The following is a 17,979-nucleotide window of genomic DNA, read 5'->3' as shown; positions in this document are numbered from 1 at the left end:
CAAACGCTCGCGGTCAGGCGAACATCGCCTCGAACGTCGCCTCGTCCACCACGTCACCGCCGCGCGCATGCAGGTACCGCCACATCGGCCGCCACAGCGTCGCGTCCGGCCGCACCGGCGCCAGGAACCGCGGCAGCGACGCATCGACAATCGCATCGCCCTCCGCCCCCGGTTTCTCCCCGCTCGCGCCGTACCAGATTGCGCGCGCCGTCGCCGGATTGCCGCGCAGCTCCGGCGTGACGACGTCGAGCGCCGCGACCAGCATGGCGATCGCCTCCCGCACCTCCGCCGACGCATCCGCCGCCCCGATCAGCTCCAGTGCGGAAAAGTTCGGAATACCCGCCTCCGCCGTGGTGACCAGCTCGGTATCGAGCCCGCGGACACGCGCCGAAACCCCCTCCACATTGGCAAAGGCGAGCCACGCGCCGTCATAGCCCGCGACCAGATTGTCGACATGCGCGAAACCCGCCGGCTCGATCACGATCCGCCCGCCGTCCACGGCCAGCCCGCGCTGCGTCAGCCAGCCTGCCAAGATATCGCGGCACAGCTGGTCGGTCGTCGGGTTCGACACCGGCGACGCGATCCGCACGCCCTCCCCCGCCGCAAGCCGATCGAGCGCGTCGCGCTGCATCAGCACGCCGCCGTCGGTCGCGAAGAAGCAGCCATGCGACACCAGCCGCAGGTCGCGCTGCTCGACCAAATGGAGCGGTTCGTTCACCACCAGCTCGACCGCGCCGTCCGCCAGCGCGACGAAGCCGTCATAATGATCGTCCGGCACCACCAGTTCGACGTCCAGCCCGTCGCCACGCAGGAGATCCCGCGCTGCGATCAGCGGCAGATGATCGGGGTTGAGATACCATTCGAGGGCGACGCGAAGTTTCATAACGCATCGGTGGCGAGTTGCCGAACCATAGTCAACGCGCCCCCCCGAAGGGCTGCGACCCAAGCGCGCCGAAAGGATGACGTCCCGCCGTCACCCAGTCCCCCGAACCGTCCGCCGCCCGGCTTGCGGACCGGCCCACGCGGGCGCATCTTCACCGGATAATGTGGAAGAGGATGCTGATCGGCGCCGCGCTGTTCGCCGCGCCCGCCCAGGCGCTACAGACGACGGATCGCCCGACCGCGGCATCCGCCCTGCCCCCGGCTGCGCCCGATCCCGCCGCACTCGATCCAGCGGCACCCGCCTCCGTCGATCCGCTGGCGATCACCGCGCTCGACCTGCGCATGACCGTCCCGGTTTCGATCGGCGGCGGCGCGCCGTGGCCGTTCATCATCGATACCGGCGCGGAACGCACGGTGGTGTCGGGCGAACTCGTCCGCCGGCTCCGCCTGACGCCCGGTCCGGTGCGCCGCGTCCTCACGATGGCCGGCACGACGCTGGCACCGACCGCTTTGCTCCCCGGCCTGCGCGTCGGCAAGCTCGACAGCCTGCCGATCGAGGCACCGGTCTTCGCGCGCGCCAATCTGGGTGCGATCGGCATGCTTGGCATCGACGCGCTGCAGGGGCAGAAAGTCGCGATCGATTTCGTCTCCGACACCATGACGCTGGCCCCGTCCGGCAAACGCCGCCGCCCGTCGGCGCGTCGCGACGAGATCGTGATCGTCGCGAAATCGCTCTACGGACAGCTAATCGTCACCGACGCCCGCTGGCGCGGCCGCCGGATCGCGGTGGTCATCGACACCGGCTCGCCCGTCACGGTCGCGAACCTCGCGTTGCTCCGGATCGCACGCAAGCCACCGCCGTCGCTTGGCACCATGACGCTGATCGCGGCCAGCGGCGTCGCGATCCCGGCCAACGCCTATCTGCTCGACCGGGTCGAGATCGGCGGCGTCAGCCTGCTCGGCGTCTCCGTCGCGGTGGCGGAGGTCGCGCCGTTCCGCCGCTTCGGCCTCTCGGACCGCCCCGCGCTATTGCTCGGCATGGAAACGCTCCGCCTGTTCCGCGCCGTCGACATCGACTTCGCGAACCGCACCATCGTGCTCAAGCTGTCACGCTAGGGACGGCGCCTGCGCCGCATCAGCGCACCCGCTCCAGCACCAGCCGCGCACCATCGTACCAGCCGAACTCGATCCGCTCACCCACCACCGCCAGCCGCAGATCGGGCGGCCCGAACGCGCCCTCGCGACAGGTCACCGCCGCGTCCGCCTCCAGCCGCGGTCCGGTACAGACATCGCTGAAGAACCCCGCCTTGCGCGGTCGCCACGCCAGCCGGTCCGCACCGATATCGAGCACCGCACCCATGTCCGCCGGGTCATTCTGGTCCAGCGCATGGACGCCGGCGGTGTCGGCACGCACCGTGGTCACCCGCCACGCACCACCAGCGCCCCCAGCGACAACCGTTGCGGCGGCACGGGGCTGACCGCCACCGCCGGCGAGGGCGAGGGCGAACCATCACACCCCGCCAGCAACGCGCCACAAGCCGACGCCGCCAGCAGCAGTCCGGCCAGCCCGCGCCCGACGCCGCCACTAAGCAACCGCCCCACCCTCGCCGCGGACCAGCGCCACCCCGCTCCAGTCGACACGCCGCGTGGCATACATCACGCCGGCCAGCGCACCGAACAGCAGCACCGATCCGATCAGCAGCGAATACGCCTCCAGGCTCAGCAGCACGTACAGCACCGCATACAACCCGCCGAGCAGCGCCGCGACCACCCCGGCGCGCCGCCAGCTGTGCAGGATCGCGGCGGAATAACTGCCGATCAGCGCGACGATCGCCGCCGCCGCGACCACATATGCGCCCAGGAACCCGATCACTTCCGACAGCGCCAGCAACAGGACGAAGAACAGCACCAATCCCGCACCAATCAGCAGATACGCCACCCCCGGCACCGGCGCCCCGCCGATGATGTCGAACATCAGCAACGCGAGGAACGTAAACCCGATGAACATGAACCCGTATTTCGTCGCGCGGTTGACCTGCGAATAAAGGTTGATCGGGTCGAGCAGCCCGATCGTCACCGCATCCGCCGTCCCCATCGCCTGCTCGCCGATCGTCACGACCGGACGGTTCAGCGCCAGATTGCCGATCTGCCAGGTTGCTGGGAACGCCCCCGCGCCCGCCGCCCGGTTGGGCAGGAACGCCCCGCTGAACGACGGGTGCGGCCAGTCCGACTGCGCCTCGATCGTCGTCTGTTCGGCCGACGGCAGGAACGACAGCGCATCGCTGCCGCGCAGGTCGAACGCGACATCGAACGCCAGCGCGCCATCCGCACCCACCCCGCCGGCCAGCGGCCCGCGCGCGGTAAACCCGCTATTCGCCGTCACGTTCAGGCTCGATCCGGGGATCAGCGGCAGCGGCCGCCCGTTCGCGCGGATCGCCGGGCGCGATCCGGCCAGCCCCTTGGCGTTGCTGATCCCGACGCGGATCTCCGCCTCGGCCATCCGCACGCTGTCGGCCGGGATGTTCAGCGCGGCGAAGTCCGGCAGGCGGAACGCCCCGCCGATCGACACATGCGTGCGGTACACCACCGCCTCGTATATCGAACGCCGCCGCCGTTCCGCCGCGATCCGCGACCGGAACGCCACGCGCGTCGGCGCCACGAACAGCAGCTCCTCCTGCCGCTCGGTCCGCCGCACGGTGCGGCCGTTGTCGGTCGTCTCGCGCACCACCGCCCGGCTGAACGGGATGACCAGATACGGCCCCGCAATCGTCTGCGGTCCGCCCCACCCTTCGACGATCGACATGCGCGCGGTCTGCGACTGCCCCTCACGATCGTAGACGAGCAGATATGTCGCGAACAACGGCACCGCCAGCAAAAGACCCATCAGGATCGTCATTGTCAGCTTGCGCGCCGGCGTTCGGGGCCTCGGTTGCGCTGCGGTCGTCCCAATCATCCGTCACCCCCAAGCGGTCGCGGTGGTCCGACCCGGTCGGCCGTCGTCGCGTAAGGCCTTATTGGTTCGGCTCCGCCATCCGTCAAACATTACCATCCGAAAACGACTTACTCTGCCGGAACGGCCGGATCGTCACCGGGTTGACCGATACGACAGGCAATACTGTCGAACAATCGGAAGGGGATAGTATGCGGACCTTTATGATCACGACGCTCGCGGCACTGGCGCTGGCCGGCACGACGCCGGTCCTGGCGCAGAGCCTGAAGCTGAAGGAAGCATTCGCCAACGACCGGACGAAGGTCGCCGAACTGGCGGCGCAGACGAATGCGGCCTGTGGCACCAGCATCCGTTTCTCGGTCGATTACTCTTCCTATTCGCAGCTACTCGCCGACGACAACAATCAGAACCCCTGGGCCTATATGGCCAACGCCACCGACGCGCTGAAGCGTGTCTGCCAGAGCGACGACGGCAAGCAGGCCGTCCAGTCCAAGATCAAGAGCGTCGTCGTGTCGAACGGCGCCGAAGAGTCCGAAACGCTGACGAACGGCACGTTCCACTACACCGTGCCCTATGCCGGCCACTCGCCGCGCACCGTCATCGAATGGCTCCAGTCGAACCTCTGATCGCCCTCGCGTGGACGGCGGTGCGTGGTGCCGCCGTTCACGTCCATGACAGCGCCGGCGCGGCACCGGCACGCACTCTCAAGGAGGCCGCCCATGAACCGCACCGTCAAGTTCGTCCTGATCGTCGTGCTGGTGTCCGGCGCCACGTCGTTCCTGCTGACCGCCATCACCGGCGGCGCCCCGAGCACGACCAGCCCGGCGTTCATCGGCACGATCTTCGGCATGTCGGCCGGGTTCGGCTATCTGCTGTTCAGCAACAATCGCAAGGTGGTGCTGGCCGACGACGCCACCCGCCGCGCGGCGCTCGCCGAACAGGCGCTCGCCCCCGGCACCGCCCGTTTGCTCGTGGTGCGCGAAAGCAAGGTCGGCATGCTGGCCGGCGTGGTGAGGTCGACGGCAGGGTCCTGACGTAACTCAAGAGCCCGCGCTTCGCCGTCCTGCCCGTCGCCCCCGGCCATCACGATTGCGTCGCCATCGCTCAGGGCAAGCGCACCGCGGTCCTGTCGATCGACGCGGACGCCGGGACCATGACGGTCCTGCGGATCACGGCCGGCCTCGGCGGGATCAGACTGACCCGAGAGGACGACGCCCCGGCACTCCGCGCCTCGCTCGCCCGGGTCGCCATGGTCCGGCCCGACGCGTCTGCCGTCCCGCGGGTCGGCGCCTCCACGATCTGAGTTCGACACCCCTTGGCCTAGCCAACCGACAATCGTGTCGCCACGCCTTGCGGCCACGCCGCGCTTGGGCAAGCATGCCTGCAAAGGGGACCATCCATGATCAAGGCACTTCTCATCGCGCTCGCCGCGACCGTCGCAGCACCGGCGCTCGCGCAGCCCAAGCCCGCTGCCACCACCTACATCCACGCCGGCACCTTGCTCGACCGCCCCGGCCAGGCGCCGCGCGGCAACACCACGATCATCGTGCGCGACGGCAAGGTGGCGGAACTGCGCGCAGGCTTCGTCGCACCGGAACAGGGCGCGAGGCTGGTCGACCTGCGCAACGCCTTCGTCATGCCCGGCATGGTCGACATGCACGTCCACCTCTGGGGCATCGGCGGCGATCCGCTGCGCGCCCGGCTGGAGGCGCTCAACCGCGACCGGTTCGATGACGAGATGACCGCCGTCGCCAATGCGAAGACGACGCTCGACGCGGGCTTCACCTCGGTCCGCGATCTCGGTGGCGACCCGCGCGGTATCCGCGCGCTCCGCGACGCGATCGACGCCGGCACGGTCGAGGGGCCGACCATCACCAATGCGGGCGAAATGATCTCCGTCACCGGCGGTCACGGCGACGGCGGCAACGGCCTGCCCGAGGAGTTCGCCGACATGATCCATAGCAAAGAGGTCAACCTCTGCGACGGCCCCGACGATTGCCGCCGCGCGGTGCGCGCACAGGTCGCACTCGGCGCGCGCGTTATCAAGTTCGCCGCGACCGGCGGCGTGCTGTCGAACGTCAGCGGCGGGCTCGGCCGCGCCATGACGCCGGAGGAGATGCGCGCCATCATCGACACCGCCCACACGCTCGGCCGCAAGGTCGCAGCACACAGCCATGCGACCGAGGGCACGCGCGCCGCGCTGGAGGCCGGCGTCGACTCTATCGAACACGGCACCTTCCTCGATGCGGACACGATCCGGCTGTTCAAGACCAAGGGTGCCTGGCTCGTCCCGACCGAGATCGCGCCCGTCGCGGCACTCGCCCAGGCCCGCGGCGGCGCACTGCCCCCCGCCACCATCGTGAAGGCGGAGGCCGCCGCCGCCGCCATGGCCGACAGCCACCGCCGCGCCTATGCCGCCGGGGTGAAGGTCGCGTTCGGCACCGACACCGGCGTGTCGAAGCACGGCGACAACGCGACCGAGTTCGCGCTCCTCGTCCGCAACGGCCTCACCCCGGCGCAGGCGATCGCCGCCGCGACCGTCGGCGCCGCAGACCTGCTCGGCCGCGACGACATCGGCACGCTCGTCCCGGGCAAGACCGCCGACATCATCGCCGTCACCGGCTCCCCGTTGCAGGACGTCACCCGGCTCGAGCATGTCGATTTCGTCATGCATCGCGGTACGGTCACAAAGCGCGCCATGCCTGGCACCTGACGCCTAAAATGCCGGCGGACGCCCCAGCACTAGCGTCCGCCGGACCGCCGCATCGGCATCGCGTCGATCGCCTCCGCCAGCACCGCCGAGGACAGCGGACGCGAACTCCGCAGCTTCACGCCACCATCCTTGCCGATCAGGACCGCGCCGAACCCGCTCGCGGGCAGCCCGTAGCGACGCCGCAGCGAAGCCGCCCGATCCGCCGCGCCCACGACCCGTTCGCCGACCACCTCGACGACGCTCAGATCACGCGCCTCGCCCTCCGCTTTCCAGCGCGCAACGACGCGGCGCTGCTCGGCCAGCATCGCATCATCCGCCGCCGACGCACTGACCAGCAACACGCGCCGCTCCCACTGCATCGCGGCGATGGTCATCGGCGCCATCGCCATCAGGGGCAGCGCGGCAAGCAGGACGAACGGATTCATGCCGGATGAAACGCGTTGCCTCCCGGATCGTATCCGCGCCGTGCCGGCTACTTCGCCACACCAAGCTGTTGCAGCATGAACGCCTGCCATTCGGCGTTTTGGCGGAACCGTTCGAACCGGCCCGTCTTGCCGCCGTGCCCGGCCTCCATATTGACGCGGAAGAGCAGCGGGTTCCGATCCGTCTTTATCTCGCGCAACTTGGCGACCCATTTGGTCGGTTCGTAATATTGGACCTGGCTGTCCCACAATCCGGTCCCGACATACATCGCCGGATATGCCTTCGCGCGAACATTGTCGTACGGCGAATAGCTGAGCATATAGTCGTAATAGGGCTTCTGCGCCGGATTGCCCCACTCGTCATATTCGAACGTGGTCAGCGGGATCGACGCGTCCAGCATCGTGGTCACCACGTCCACGAACGGCACCTGCGCGATGATCAGCTTATAGTCGGCCGGCGCCATGTTCGCGACACCACCCATCAGCAGGCCGCCCGCACTGCCGCCCATCGCCGCGACCCGATCCTTCGCCGCATATTTCTGCGCGACCAGATAGCGCGTCACGTCGATGAAGTCGGTGAAGCTGTTCTTCTTGTTCAGCAGATGGCCGGCATCGTACCAGCCGCGCCCCATCTCCTGCCCCCCGCGGATATGCGCGATCGCATAGACGAAGCCGCGGTCGAGCAACCCGATCCGCCCCGGATCGACCGCCGGGTCGGTGGAGAAACCGTAGCTGCCATAGGCATATTGGAACAGCGGCGCGGTCCCGTCGCGCTTGGTGCCGCGCTTGTAGACCAGCGACACGGGGACCCGCGTCCCGTCTCGCGCCGGCGCCCACACCCGTTCCGTCACGTACCGCGCCGGATCATATCCCGGCACCGGCGCGACCTTCAGCACGCGGCGCTCGCCGGTCTTCGCATTGACCTCGTAGGTCGTGGTCGGCGTGACGAGCGAACCATAGGTATAGCGCACCCACGGCGTCGCGGGCTCCTCGTTCACCGCCAGTTCCATCGTGTATGCCGGCTCGTCCGCCGTCACCGCCTGCGACTTGCCCGCATCGTCGAGCAGCCGGATCATGCGGTTTCCGCCCTCGCGCTGGTCGATCGCGACATAGCCCTCGAACGGCTTGAAATCCTCGATGAACACCGTGTCGCTGGCTGGCGTCAGGTCGCGCCACGCGGCCACACCCTTGGCCAGATCGGCGTCGGCCACGGTGACCAGCTTGAAATTCTTCGCATCCCGGTTCGTCCGGACGATCCACCGTGTGCCGAGATGGTCGGCGGTATATTTGAACTCGCGTGCTCGCGGGGCCAGCAGGCGGAACGCGGCGGGCGACAGCGGAGCCGCACCACCGATCGGCGCACAACGCTGCTCGTTGCTGACCGTACTGTTCAGCGTGATGCACGCGAACTGATCGTCCGTGGTCCGGCCGATCCCCATGTTGAACGTGTCGTCCTTCTCCTCGTACACCAGCGTGTCACGCGCTGCCGGCGTACCCAGCACATGCGCTTTCACCCGGTATCCGCGCAGCGTCACCGGGTCCTTTTCGATATAGAGGATCGTCTTGTCGTCCGCCCACACCAGGTTCGGTTCGATATTCGTGATCGTATCGGCCGTCTCGCGCCCGGTCGCGATGTCCTTGACCTTCAAACCATATTGCCGGCGCCCCACGACGTCCTCAGCCCACGCGACGCGGCGGTTGTCCGGGCTGACCTGCCACCCGCTCAGCGAGAAGAAGCTGTGCCCCTTGGCCATCACCGGCTGATCGAACAATCGCTCGGCCGGCACGGTCACCGTCCCCTTGCGCCGCTCGATCACCGGATAGTCCGCCCCGGCGGCAAAGCGCGACGCGTACCAGTAACCGTTCTTCAAATAGGGGACGGTCCCGTCATCCTGTTTCACATGCGCGACCGTCTCGTCGTACAGCGTCTTTTCCAGCGGCTTCAGTTTGGCGAGCTGCGCATCGGCATAAGCGTTTTCCGCCTTGAGATAGGCGAGCATCTCCGGGTTCTTCCGCGTGTCGTCGCGCAGCCAGTAATAATCGTCGCGCCGCGCACCGTTCGGCGACGTCACCTCGAACGGCCGCTTGGCGACCCGCGGCGGTGCCGCACCGTCAGTAGCCGCCGGCTGAGCGGATGCGCTACCCGCCAGAACAAGCGCCGCCCCGGTCGACAGCATCCACCGTGTCAACGTCCGGGTCCGTTCGTACACATTGCTCTCCATCAGAAACGCGTGTTCAGGCCGACGAAGAAGAACCGCCCGGCCGCCGACACCGGATAGGCGGCGTTGGTGATATACGGCTTCGTGTCGGTCAGGTTGTTCACCCCCACATAAACGCTCCGTTCGCGGCCCAGATCAACCGTTGCGGTCACGTCGTGGACGAATTTCTCCTTTGCGATGCCCGCGGCGCCGAACTGCTGGTCGCGCGTTTCGATCGACACCGGCGCCAGCGACTGCTCGCCGATATATTGCAGGCGGTAGCTCAGCGAGACCGCGCCATGCCCGATCGTCGCCGATCCGACACCCGCCCATTCCGGCGCGCCCAGCTCGCCCAGCCCGGGGTTCACCAGCGACGGATCGCTCGGATCGAAGAACCGGTCGATCTTGTCCACCCAGGTCGCCGTGACGTTCAGGCCGATCCGCGTATTCCCGAACCGGTGGCTGTATGCCGCCGACATGTCGACGCCCGCGGTTTCGATCCGCCCGAAATTCAGCTGCGTCTGTTCCAGGAAGTTCAACCCCAGATAGGTTGGCGACGCGGGGTTGCGGTTGCGCGTGAACAGCCCGCAATATTGGTTGTCCAGGCTGCTGTTGTCGTAGCAGCTGTTGACGATGTCCTGCGCGGAGACCGCCGCGATCGCGTTGTCGATGCGGATGTTGTAGTAATCGGCGCTCAGCGTCAGGCCGGGGATGAAGCGCGGCTGCACCACCATGCCCGCGGTCCAGGTCGTCGCGGTTTCCTCGCGCAGGTCCGGATTGCCGCCCGACGTGCCGGAGAAGCGCGCGGTCAGCGGATCGCTATACCCCGCCGGCAGACCGTCCGCACGGCAGTTGGCGATCCGGTTCTGCGCCGTCGAAACACCGGCCGCGACGAGCGAGTCGAGCGTCGACTGCTCGCACGGGTCGGCCGGCCGGAACACGGCCCCTTGCGCGGGCGAGAACAGTTCGAAGATGTTCGGCGCGCGCACCGCCTTGGCGTAACTGCCGCGGATCTTCACGTCGCGGATCGGCGCATAGATCCCGTTGACGTTCCAGGTGAACGTATTGCCCACCGTGGAATAGCGCGAGAAACGCGCCGCCCCGCCGATCCGCAGCTCGTCGGCGAACCGGACCTTGGTGAGCAGCGGGATCGCGACCTCGCCGAACGCCTCATACACGTCGAACTTCCCGCCCGCGTTCAAAGTGCGCGACGTCGGGTCGAACGTCAGTGACTGGTTGTCGGACACGTCGCCGACGAACGTCCCCTCCGCCCCCGCGGCCGAACCGCTCGGCAACAGGCCGAGCACCAGCGGGTCGAACGTCGACCGGCTGCGTTCCTGGCGATACTCGCCGCCCGCGAACACGCGCACCGGCTCCCCGCCCGGCAAGGTCAGGAACGCGCCGGTGTCCGCAGTCAGCTGCGCACTGGCGACGATCTGTTCCAGCCGCGACCGGTTGACGGTCCGCTGCGTGATGAAGTTCACCGCGTCCGCGCTCAGCGAATTGACGCCGTTCAGGATGTTTGCCGGCTTGCAGGTGCCGTCGCCCGGCGTGAACGAGTAAAAGCCCGGGTCGGCCGCCGGGAACGGGCTGGTCGGTGGAGCCACCGCGCTGATGTCGGACCGGCAGATCGGCGTGCCGTTCGGCCCGGTCACGACATCCAGCGCCGCGAACAACCGGTCGGTCAGCACGCTGTTCGAATTGATCTGCTTCTGGTCCGTCCGGCCGTAATTGCCGCTGACCTCGTAGCTCAGATGCGGGGTCAACGCACCGCGCACGCCGCCCACGACGCGGTAGGTATCGCGATTGTTGCGCTGCGACGCCGGCCCCAGATCGAGGAAGTCGCGCGACACCAGCAACCCGCCCGCCTCGTCCGCGTCGGCCCGCAACGCGTCCGGAATATACGGGTTGTCGGGCGCGATCGTCAGCGTGTCGTAGAATGTGTTGTACGGGTTCTGCGAGAACGTCTCGGTCCGCGCATATTTCGCCTCGCCGAACAGGATGGCGGCGGGCGCAATCTCGAACTTGCCGAGCAGGTTCGCATTGTAGCGCCGCGACCGTGGGATCAACGATGCAGCGTTCGCGGTCTCGACGGCCCCGTCGCCGCCATATTGGTTGGTCGATGTCGAAATGACGCCGTCCTGGAACGGCCGCACGCCGCCGCCCTCGGTCGACACGTAACAGCCGCCGAACGCGGTGCCGATATAGGACTGGCTGCAATCCGCGACGCCGTTGCCGTCCACGTCCGCGTTGAACGGCGCGAAATCGTTGCGGAAGATCAGCCCTGCGTTCGAACTGATCGCGAACGTCGGATAACGCCCGATCGCCAGCGTCGGCGCGCCGTCCGTCCGCCCGATCAGCGCCTGTTCCGCGGCGGTCAGCGTCGGCGCGGCCCCGAACGCCGCGGCATAGTCCGCCGCGAAATCCGCCGCGTCCGGGATCGACGATCCGGTCGGATAGGATCCGTTGGCCAGGCTGTAGAAACGCTGGAAATTCGGCGTCGCGGCACTGATGTCGCCCGACTGGAAGCGCAGCGCCGGGTTACCGTAGCTCAGCCCGGCATTCGCCTTGCCGTTGTCCCGCGTCGCCGAACGGTCGCCATATTGGATTTCCTGATCATTGGCATAGGACCCCGAAAACGTGATGTTGCCGCGCCCCTCGGCGAAGTTCCGGCCGACCAGTCCCTCGACCACGAACGTCCGCCCGTCGCCCTTGTCGGACACGCCCATCTGCGACCGCAGCGACATGCCGTCATAATCGTCCTTCAGCTTGAAGTTCACGACGCCGGTCACCGCGTCCGCGCCGTACACCGCGGATGCGCCGCCGGTCAGCACCTCGACGCTGTCGATCAACTGGCTCGGGATCGTTGCGATATCCACCGCCTGCGTGCCGGTGACGCCCGAGACGTGACGCCGGCCGTTCACCAGCACCAGCGTCCGGTTCGCGCCCAGCCCGCGCAGGTCGAGCGTCGCCTGACCGACGCCGCCGCTGCTGCTGCCGCTGCCGCTGCCGCGATCGATCGAGTCCGCAACGGTCTGCGACGAAATCAGCGCAGGGATCTCGCGCAGGGTTTCGGCAATGTCGTTCTGCCCGGTCTTGCGCAGTTCGTCCGCGCTGATGCTGACGACCGGCGATGCGGAAACCGAATTCGGGTTCGACGCCAGCCGCGATCCGGTCACGACGACCTCCTCCCCCGATGTCGCCTCCGCCAGCGCCGGGTCGGCCGCGGTCTGCGCGATGCCGGACGACGCCCAGCAGAGCCCGATCGCCAGCGCGAACGGTGCGGTCGCGTTTCTGAGCTGTCGCTGTGTAACGTCGAACATTGCCAATCCCCCGAATGGTGCACTGCACACAAACTTCCCGCAATTATCGGTCACGTCAATCGGGTGTCATGAAACATTCAAATTGTTGCACTACGGCATCACGTTCGGTTCCAACCACGGCGGTCTCATGCTGCGGGGCAGCGGCCGATTTCCGGCGGACACCAATCCCGCGCATTCGGACCGGCTCGGGCAGCGCCCTTGTGCTTAACCGCAATCATATTGGCATCGCCCCGCCGGTCGGCTAAGTCCGCGGGTGGAGCCGTTTATCGGCTCCATCGATCGCACCGGTGCCCGAAAGGGCTTGAAAGGGAATGCGGTGCGGGGTCTCGGCCCCAAATCCGCGGCTGTCCCTGCAACTGTAAGCGGCGAGCGAAGGACACATGACCTGCCGGTCCACCGGCGGTCGGTCACTGGACCGGGCATCCGTCCGATCCGGGAAGGCCGTGACCCAAGCGACGACCCGTGAGCCAGGAGACCTGCCGGCGTGTGGTCGCTCTTGCCTTGGTCCAGGGGATGGCCGCGGCACGGTGTTCCGTCTGAGCGACGAAGTCCATGCGGCCGGGGCCGCATCGGTGCGGGACACGGGCGTTCACCAAGCGCCGTCCGATGTCGCGCGCCGGCCGTATCACGGCCCCGACCGCCCGGTTGTCGCGCGCTTGGGCGAAGGAACATCATGGCCGCTCTCCCTCCCGCTTTGGGCAAGGTTCCCGTCACGATCGTCACCGGCTTCCTCGGCGCCGGCAAGACGACGCTCATCAGCCACCTGATCCGCAACGCGGGCGGCCGTCGCCTCGCGATCGTCGTCAACGAATTCGGCACGCTCGGCATCGACGGCGACATCCTGAAGGGCTGCGCGATCCCCGACTGCCCCGCGGAAAACGTCGTTGAACTGGCAAACGGCTGCATCTGCTGCACCGTCGCGGACGACTTCATCCCCACCGTCGAACATCTCCTCGCGCTTGATCCACGCCCCGACCACATCGTCATCGAAACCTCCGGCCTCGCCCTCCCCAAGCCGCTGCTGAAGGCGTTCGACTGGCCCGCGATCCGCTCACGCATCACGGTCGACGGCGTCATCGCGCTGGCCGATGCGGAGGCGGTCGCCGCCGGCCGCTTCGCCACCGATGTCGCCGCACTCGACGCGCAGCGCGCCGCCGATCCCGGCATCGATCATGAAACCCCGCTGGCCGAAGTGTTCGAAGACCAGCTCGCCTGCGCCGATCTCGTCCTGCTGACCAAGGGTGACCTTGCCGGCGCGGAAGGCCTCGCCGCCGCCCGCGCGACGATCGCCGCCACCGCGCCGCGCCCCGTGCCGGTCGTGGAACTGGTCGACGGCATCATCGACGCTTCGGTCATCCTCGGCCTCGACGCCGCGGCCGAAGACGACATCGCCGCCCGCCCCTCGCATCACGATGGCGAGGAGGAGCATGAACATGACGATTTCGACAGCCTCGTCCACGAAAGCTGCGAGATCGACGATCCCGCCACGCTCGTCACCCGGATCGAGGGCCTCGCCCGCAGCGCCGACGTGCTGCGCGTGAAGGGTTATGCCGCCGTCCGCGGCAAGCCGATGCGGCTGCTCGTCCAGGCGGTCGGCGCCCGCGTCCGCGTCCAGTACGACCGCCCCTGGCGCCCCGACGAGGCGCGTGTGACCCGGCTCGTCGTCATAGCCGAACATGACCGCATCGACCCCGCCGTCATCGGAGCGGCACTGGCCGGCTGACGCCACCATGCACGTCATCTTCCGCGAAAATCACGGGATCGAGGAAAGCGCCACCCCGCGCGACCTCGGTCACAGTGCGGCCGACCTCGTCATGCTGTCCTTCTCCGACAGCGATCTTGGGGCGTTCGCGGCCGGCTGGCATGCGGCGATGGCGGACGGTACGCCGCTCCCGTCGCTGCGCCTCGCCAACCTCGCCGATCTCGCCCACCCGCTGTCGGTCGACACCTATCTCGCACGCACGCTGGCGCACGCGAAGGCGATCCTGATCCGCCTGATCGGCGGGCGCTCCTACTGGCCCTATGGCTTGCAACAGGTCGCCGCCCTGGCCCGCAACCGCGGCATCGCGCTCGTCGTGCTCGCCGCCGACGGCCGCACCGATGCGCCGCTGGAGGCCGTCTCGACCGTCCCCGCCGCCGCCGTTCGCCGGCTCGCGATGCTCTGCGACACCGGCGGCGCGCTCGCCGCCCGCGCCGCGCTCACCGAACTCGCGCACGCCGCCGGGCTGGTCGCCGGCTCAGTCCCGGCATCGATCGCGGTCGCCCCGGTCGGCGGCTGGGCACCCGCCACCGGCATCACCTGCCCGGCCGCGATGCTGCTGACCAGCACGCGTCCGCGGATCGTGCTGACCTTCTACCGCTCCTACCTGCTCGCCGCTGATACCGATCCGATCGCGGCCCTCCACGCTGCCTTCGTCGCGCGCGGCTACGACGTCGTCGCGCTGTTCGCCCCCTCGCTGAAGGGCGCACCAGGCGACTGGCTGCGGCGCTGGATCGCCGCACTCGCCCCCGCCGCGATCGTCAACGCCACCGCCTTCTCCGCGCGCGGCGCGGACGACGCCACCCCGCTCGACGTCGCCGGCGTCCCCGTCTTTCAGGTCGCGATCGCCACCTCCGACCGCCGCGCCTGGGCCGACGCCACCCGCGGGTTATCGGCGGCAGACCTCGCGATGCACGTCGTCCTGCCCGAGGTCGACGGCCGCCTGTTCGCCGGCATCGCCAGCTTCAAGGACGCCGCAACCCACGATCCCGCGCTCGAATACACCCGCCGCGCCCACCGCGCCGACCCGGCCCGCATCGCCGCCATCGCGGATCGCGTCCACGGTTGGGTCCGCCTCGGCACCACCCCCGCCGCCGACCGCCGCGTGGCACTCGTCCTGTCCACCTATCCGGGCAAGGCATGGCAGATGGCCCACGCAGTAGGCCTCGACGCGCTCGCTTCGGCAGAAGCCATGCTGACCGACCTCGCGGACGCCGGCTACACCGTCGGGGACGGCGAACCGCTGTCCAACGCACTGGCGCAGGACACCATCGCCTGGCCACTCACCGCCTACAAAACCGCTCTCGCCACGCTACCGACAACCCTGCGCGACGATCTCCACACCGCCTGGGGAGACCCCAAAACCGACCCCGCCGTCACCGACGAAGCGATCTACTTCCCCGCCGTCCGCCGCGGCAACATCCTCATCGCGCTCCAACCCGAACGCGGCACGCCCGAAACCCGCGGCGACGAGTATCACGACCTCGCCCGCACCCCCCGCCACGCCTTCGTTGGCTTCTACCTCTGGCTCCGCGCGCAAGCGACAGAAGCGCTCGTCCACGTCGGCGCGCACGGCACGCTCGAATGGCTCCCCGGCAAGTCGGTCGCGCTGTCCGACGACTGCTGGCCCGAAGCCCTCGTCGGCCCGCTCCCAGTCCTCTACCCGTTCATCGTCAACGATCCGGGCGAGGCCGCGCAGGCCAAACGCCGGATCGGCGCCGTCACGCTCGGCCACCTCCCACCGCCACAGGTCGCCGCCGGCCCCGGCGCGGGCCTCGGCCGGCTCGAGGCGCTGCTCGACGAATTTTCCACCGCCGACGGGCTCGACCCCGCCCGCCGCGACCGGTTGCAGGGCGACATCGCAGAAGAAGCCGCCGCGCTCGGCCTCACCTCCGAACTCGACCTCGCCGGTGCCGCCAGCCCGGTCGACGCGGTCACCCGGATCGACGCCTTCGTCTGCGACGTGAAGGCCAGCCGGTTCGGCGACGGCCTGCACATCTACGGCCGCGCGGACTGCGGCATGGCCGAACGCGACGGGCTGCTCGCCGGTCTCGCCGGCCGCCGCGTCCCCCCCGGCCCCGCCGGTTCCCCCTGGCGCGGGCGATCGGACGTCCTGCCCACCGGCCGCAACCTCTACACCATCGATCCGCGCGCCATCCCCTCGCGCTCGGCCCACCTCCAGGGCCAGCGCCTCGCCGACGAACTGGTCCGCCAGCATCTCCAGGACCAGGGCGACTATCCCCGCGGCCTCGTCGTCGATCTCTGGGGATCCGCCACGATGCGCACCGCGGGCGAGGAGTTCGCCATGGCGCTCCACCTGCTCGGCGCCGCCCCCGTCTGGGACGTCGGGTCGGACCGCGTGACCGGCGTCGAAATCCTGCCGCTCGCCCTGATGGACCGACCGCGGATCGACGTCACGCTGCGCATCTCCGGCCTGTTCCGCGACAGCTTCCCCACGCTCTGCAGCATGTTCGGCCAGGCGGTCCGCGCACTCTGCGCCCGCGACGAACCGGCCGACTGGAACCCGTTCGCCGGCCGCACCCCCGCCGCACGCGTCTACGGCCCCGCCCCCGGCCGCTACGGGCTCGGCATGGGCGACGCCGCCGACACCTACACCGACGCCGCCCGCACCGCGGCCGGCGAGGCGTGGCTCTCCGCCTCCTCGCACGCCTTCGACGACGCTGGCGAGGGCACCAGCCGCGCCGACCCCAGCGGCCTGCGCGACCGGGTCGCCGCCGCCGACGCCTTCGTCCACCCGCAGGATCTCCCCGAAACCGACCTGCTGCTCGCCGCCGACTATGCCGCGCACGAAGCCGGCTTCGCCGCCGCACAGGCCATCACCGGCGGCAACGCAGCGCTTTACCACCTCGACGCCCGCGACCCCGACCGCCCCCGCGCGCGGCCGTTGCGCGAAGAAATCGCCCGCGTCGTCCGCGGCCGCGCGGCGCAACCCGCCTGGATCGCCGGCATGATGCGCCACGGCTACCGTGGGGCGGCCGAAATTGCCGCCACGCTCGATCATCTCGGCAGCTTCGCGCACCTCGCGCAAATCGTCTCGCCCGAACTGATCGACCTCTACCACGACGCCACGCTCGGCGACGACGCGGTCCGCGTCTTCCTCGCCACGGCCAATCCCGCGGCGCTGGCCGCGATGGAGGCGCGCTTCGCCGCCCTCCACCACAGCGGCCTCTGGCCGACGCGCCGCAACGCGATCGTCGCCTCGCTGGTCCCCGCCGCATGACCGAAGCCGCCCAGATCCGCGGCTGGTGCCCCACCCCGTGGCGTCCGATGCAGGCCGGCGACGGCCTGCTGATCCGCGTCCGCCCACCCCTCGCCCGCCTCACCCGCGAGCAGGCGAAGGCGCTCTGCGACGTCGCGCTCACGCACGGCAACGGCGAACTCGACATCACCAACCGCGCCGCCATCCAGATCCGCGGCGTCGGCCCCGACTGGCAGCCTGCACTCGTGCCCCTGATCGCCGCCGGCCTCGTCGCGCCCGACCCGGCCGAGGACATGAGCCCCGCGCTCCTCATCGCCCCCGACTGGCGGCCTGGCGATGACACCCACCGCATCGCGCTCGCGCTCCAGTCGGCCGACCTGCCCCCGCTCCCCGGAAAGTTCGGCATCGCCATCGACGCCGGCCCCACCGCCACGCTCACCGAAGACCCCGCCGACATCCGCATAGAACGCGCCACCGACGGCGTCCTCATCCTCCGCGCAGACGGCCGCCCC

The 17,979-nt window shown here is 69.2% G+C and carries 14 protein-coding genes, 1 pseudogene and 1 riboswitch; of the genes and pseudogenes, 8 read left to right on the top strand and 7 right to left on the bottom strand.

Annotated elements, in window-relative coordinates; translation table 11 throughout:
* Nucleotides 1-13: 13 nt before the first annotated feature.
* Nucleotides 14-883 carry an ABC transporter substrate-binding protein gene (locus IEX50_RS00270; RefSeq protein ID WP_157177475.1) on the bottom strand — a complete coding sequence of 290 codons (870 nt, stop codon included), beginning with the start codon at nt 881-883 and terminating at the stop codon, nt 14-16.
* Nucleotides 884-1,056: 173 nt separating this feature from the next.
* On the opposite strand from IEX50_RS00270, the gene IEX50_RS00265 reads away from it, so the two are divergent.
* Nucleotides 1,057-1,998: an aspartyl protease family protein gene (locus tag IEX50_RS00265; RefSeq protein WP_184075096.1), complete on the top strand. Its 942-nt coding sequence runs from the start codon at nt 1,057-1,059 to the stop codon at nt 1,996-1,998.
* A gap of 19 nt (nt 1,999-2,017) precedes the next feature.
* On the opposite strand, the gene IEX50_RS00260 is transcribed toward IEX50_RS00265, so the two are convergent.
* From IEX50_RS00260 to creD, 3 genes are read right to left on the bottom strand one after another with little or no spacing between them, the layout of a single operon-like run.
* A complete protein-coding gene (locus tag IEX50_RS00260) occupies nt 2,018-2,296 on the bottom strand; it encodes a hypothetical protein (protein ID WP_157177473.1) in 279 nt (92 codons plus the stop codon).
* 5 nt (nt 2,297-2,301) lie between these two features.
* On the bottom strand, nt 2,302-2,475 hold the full coding sequence (locus tag IEX50_RS00255; protein WP_157177472.1) for a hypothetical protein: 174 nt from the start codon (nt 2,473-2,475) through the stop codon (nt 2,302-2,304).
* Nucleotides 2,468-3,835 (bottom strand): cell envelope integrity protein CreD, encoded by a 1,368-nt coding sequence (gene creD, locus IEX50_RS00250; RefSeq protein WP_157177471.1) that lies wholly within the window; start codon nt 3,833-3,835, stop codon nt 2,468-2,470. The genes IEX50_RS00255 and creD overlap by 8 nt, the downstream gene beginning before the upstream one ends.
* Before the next feature lie 188 nt (nt 3,836-4,023).
* Here creD and IEX50_RS00245 point away from each other — a divergent pair, with 188 nt between their 5' ends.
* From IEX50_RS00245 to IEX50_RS00230, 4 genes are all read left to right on the top strand, one after another.
* The gene (locus IEX50_RS00245) at nt 4,024-4,458 is read left to right on the top strand and encodes a hypothetical protein (protein ID WP_157177470.1); all 435 of its coding nucleotides are present in this window, start codon (nt 4,024-4,026) and stop codon (nt 4,456-4,458) included.
* A 93-nt stretch (nt 4,459-4,551) separates the two neighbouring features.
* Nucleotides 4,552-4,866, top strand: coding sequence for a hypothetical protein (locus IEX50_RS00240; protein WP_157177469.1), 315 nt, complete (start codon nt 4,552-4,554; stop codon nt 4,864-4,866).
* A gap of 119 nt (nt 4,867-4,985) precedes the next feature.
* A complete protein-coding gene (locus tag IEX50_RS00235) occupies nt 4,986-5,135 on the top strand; it encodes a hypothetical protein (protein WP_157177468.1) in 150 nt (49 codons plus the stop codon).
* Between the two features lie 96 nt (nt 5,136-5,231).
* Nucleotides 5,232-6,545 carry a metal-dependent hydrolase family protein gene (locus tag IEX50_RS00230; RefSeq protein ID WP_157177467.1) on the top strand — a complete coding sequence of 438 codons (1,314 nt, stop codon included), beginning with the start codon at nt 5,232-5,234 and terminating at the stop codon, nt 6,543-6,545.
* Nucleotides 6,546-6,574: 29 nt separating this feature from the next.
* Here the strand turns inward: IEX50_RS00230 and IEX50_RS00225 are convergent, their stop codons facing one another.
* Genes IEX50_RS00225 through IEX50_RS00215 form a run of 3 tightly spaced genes read right to left on the bottom strand, consistent with a single transcriptional unit; the run spans nt 6,575 to nt 12,488 of the window.
* Nucleotides 6,575-6,970, bottom strand: coding sequence for a DUF4174 domain-containing protein (locus tag IEX50_RS00225; protein WP_157177466.1), 396 nt, complete (start codon nt 6,968-6,970; stop codon nt 6,575-6,577).
* A gap of 47 nt (nt 6,971-7,017) precedes the next feature.
* On the bottom strand, nt 7,018-9,177 hold the full coding sequence (locus IEX50_RS00220; protein WP_229673537.1) for a S9 family peptidase: 2,160 nt from the start codon (nt 9,175-9,177) through the stop codon (nt 7,018-7,020).
* Between the two features lie 11 nt (nt 9,178-9,188).
* Nucleotides 9,189-12,488, bottom strand: a complete 3,300-nt coding sequence (locus tag IEX50_RS00215) for a TonB-dependent receptor domain-containing protein (protein WP_157177465.1) — start codon at nt 12,486-12,488, stop codon at nt 9,189-9,191.
* A 270-nt stretch (nt 12,489-12,758) separates the two neighbouring features.
* Nucleotides 12,759-12,986, top strand: a riboswitch (cobalamin riboswitch).
* A 175-nt stretch (nt 12,987-13,161) separates the two neighbouring features.
* On the opposite strand from IEX50_RS00215, the gene cobW reads away from it, so the two are divergent.
* From cobW to IEX50_RS17710, 3 genes and pseudogenes are all read left to right on the top strand, one after another.
* The gene (gene cobW, locus IEX50_RS00210; RefSeq protein ID WP_157177464.1) at nt 13,162-14,211 is read left to right on the top strand and encodes a cobalamin biosynthesis protein CobW; all 1,050 of its coding nucleotides are present in this window, start codon (nt 13,162-13,164) and stop codon (nt 14,209-14,211) included.
* A gap of 7 nt (nt 14,212-14,218) precedes the next feature.
* Entirely contained in the window at nt 14,219-17,488 is a 3,270-nt protein-coding gene (gene cobN, locus IEX50_RS00205; protein ID WP_157177656.1) for a cobaltochelatase subunit CobN, read from the top strand.
* Nucleotides 17,485-17,700: pseudogene (locus tag IEX50_RS17710) on the top strand (ferredoxin-like domain-containing protein); the annotation flags it as partial. The gene cobN and the pseudogene IEX50_RS17710, both read left to right, overlap by 4 nt.
* Nucleotides 17,701-17,979 lie beyond the last annotated feature (279 nt).

The sequence above is a fragment of the Sphingomonas prati genome (genome assembly GCF_014643515.1).
In the GTDB taxonomy this organism is placed as follows: Bacteria; Pseudomonadota; Alphaproteobacteria; order Sphingomonadales; family Sphingomonadaceae; genus Sphingomonas_R; species Sphingomonas_R prati.
This window is presented reverse-complemented; position numbering and strand designations above follow the sequence as displayed.

What these genes read in the sequence shown, in the direction of transcription:
- IEX50_RS00270 (WP_157177475.1), bottom strand. Translation starts at nt 883, where the DNA reads ATGAAACTTCGCGTCGCCCTCGAATGGTATCTCAACCCCGATCATCTG.
- IEX50_RS00265 (WP_184075096.1), top strand. Translation starts at nt 1,057, where the DNA reads ATGCTGATCGGCGCCGCGCTGTTCGCCGCGCCCGCCCAGGCGCTACAG.
- creD (WP_157177471.1), bottom strand. Translation starts at nt 3,835, where the DNA reads ATGATTGGGACGACCGCAGCGCAACCGAGGCCCCGAACGCCGGCGCGC.
- IEX50_RS00245 (WP_157177470.1), top strand. Translation starts at nt 4,024, where the DNA reads ATGCGGACCTTTATGATCACGACGCTCGCGGCACTGGCGCTGGCCGGC.
- IEX50_RS00240 (WP_157177469.1), top strand. Translation starts at nt 4,552, where the DNA reads ATGAACCGCACCGTCAAGTTCGTCCTGATCGTCGTGCTGGTGTCCGGC.
- IEX50_RS00235 (WP_157177468.1), top strand. Translation starts at nt 4,986, where the DNA reads ATGACGGTCCTGCGGATCACGGCCGGCCTCGGCGGGATCAGACTGACC.
- IEX50_RS00230 (WP_157177467.1), top strand. Translation starts at nt 5,232, where the DNA reads ATGATCAAGGCACTTCTCATCGCGCTCGCCGCGACCGTCGCAGCACCG.
- IEX50_RS00225 (WP_157177466.1), bottom strand. Translation starts at nt 6,970, where the DNA reads ATGAATCCGTTCGTCCTGCTTGCCGCGCTGCCCCTGATGGCGATGGCG.
- IEX50_RS00215 (WP_157177465.1), bottom strand. Translation starts at nt 12,488, where the DNA reads ATGTTCGACGTTACACAGCGACAGCTCAGAAACGCGACCGCACCGTTC.
- cobW (WP_157177464.1), top strand. Translation starts at nt 13,162, where the DNA reads ATGGCCGCTCTCCCTCCCGCTTTGGGCAAGGTTCCCGTCACGATCGTC.
- cobN (WP_157177656.1), top strand. Translation starts at nt 14,219, where the DNA reads ATGCACGTCATCTTCCGCGAAAATCACGGGATCGAGGAAAGCGCCACC.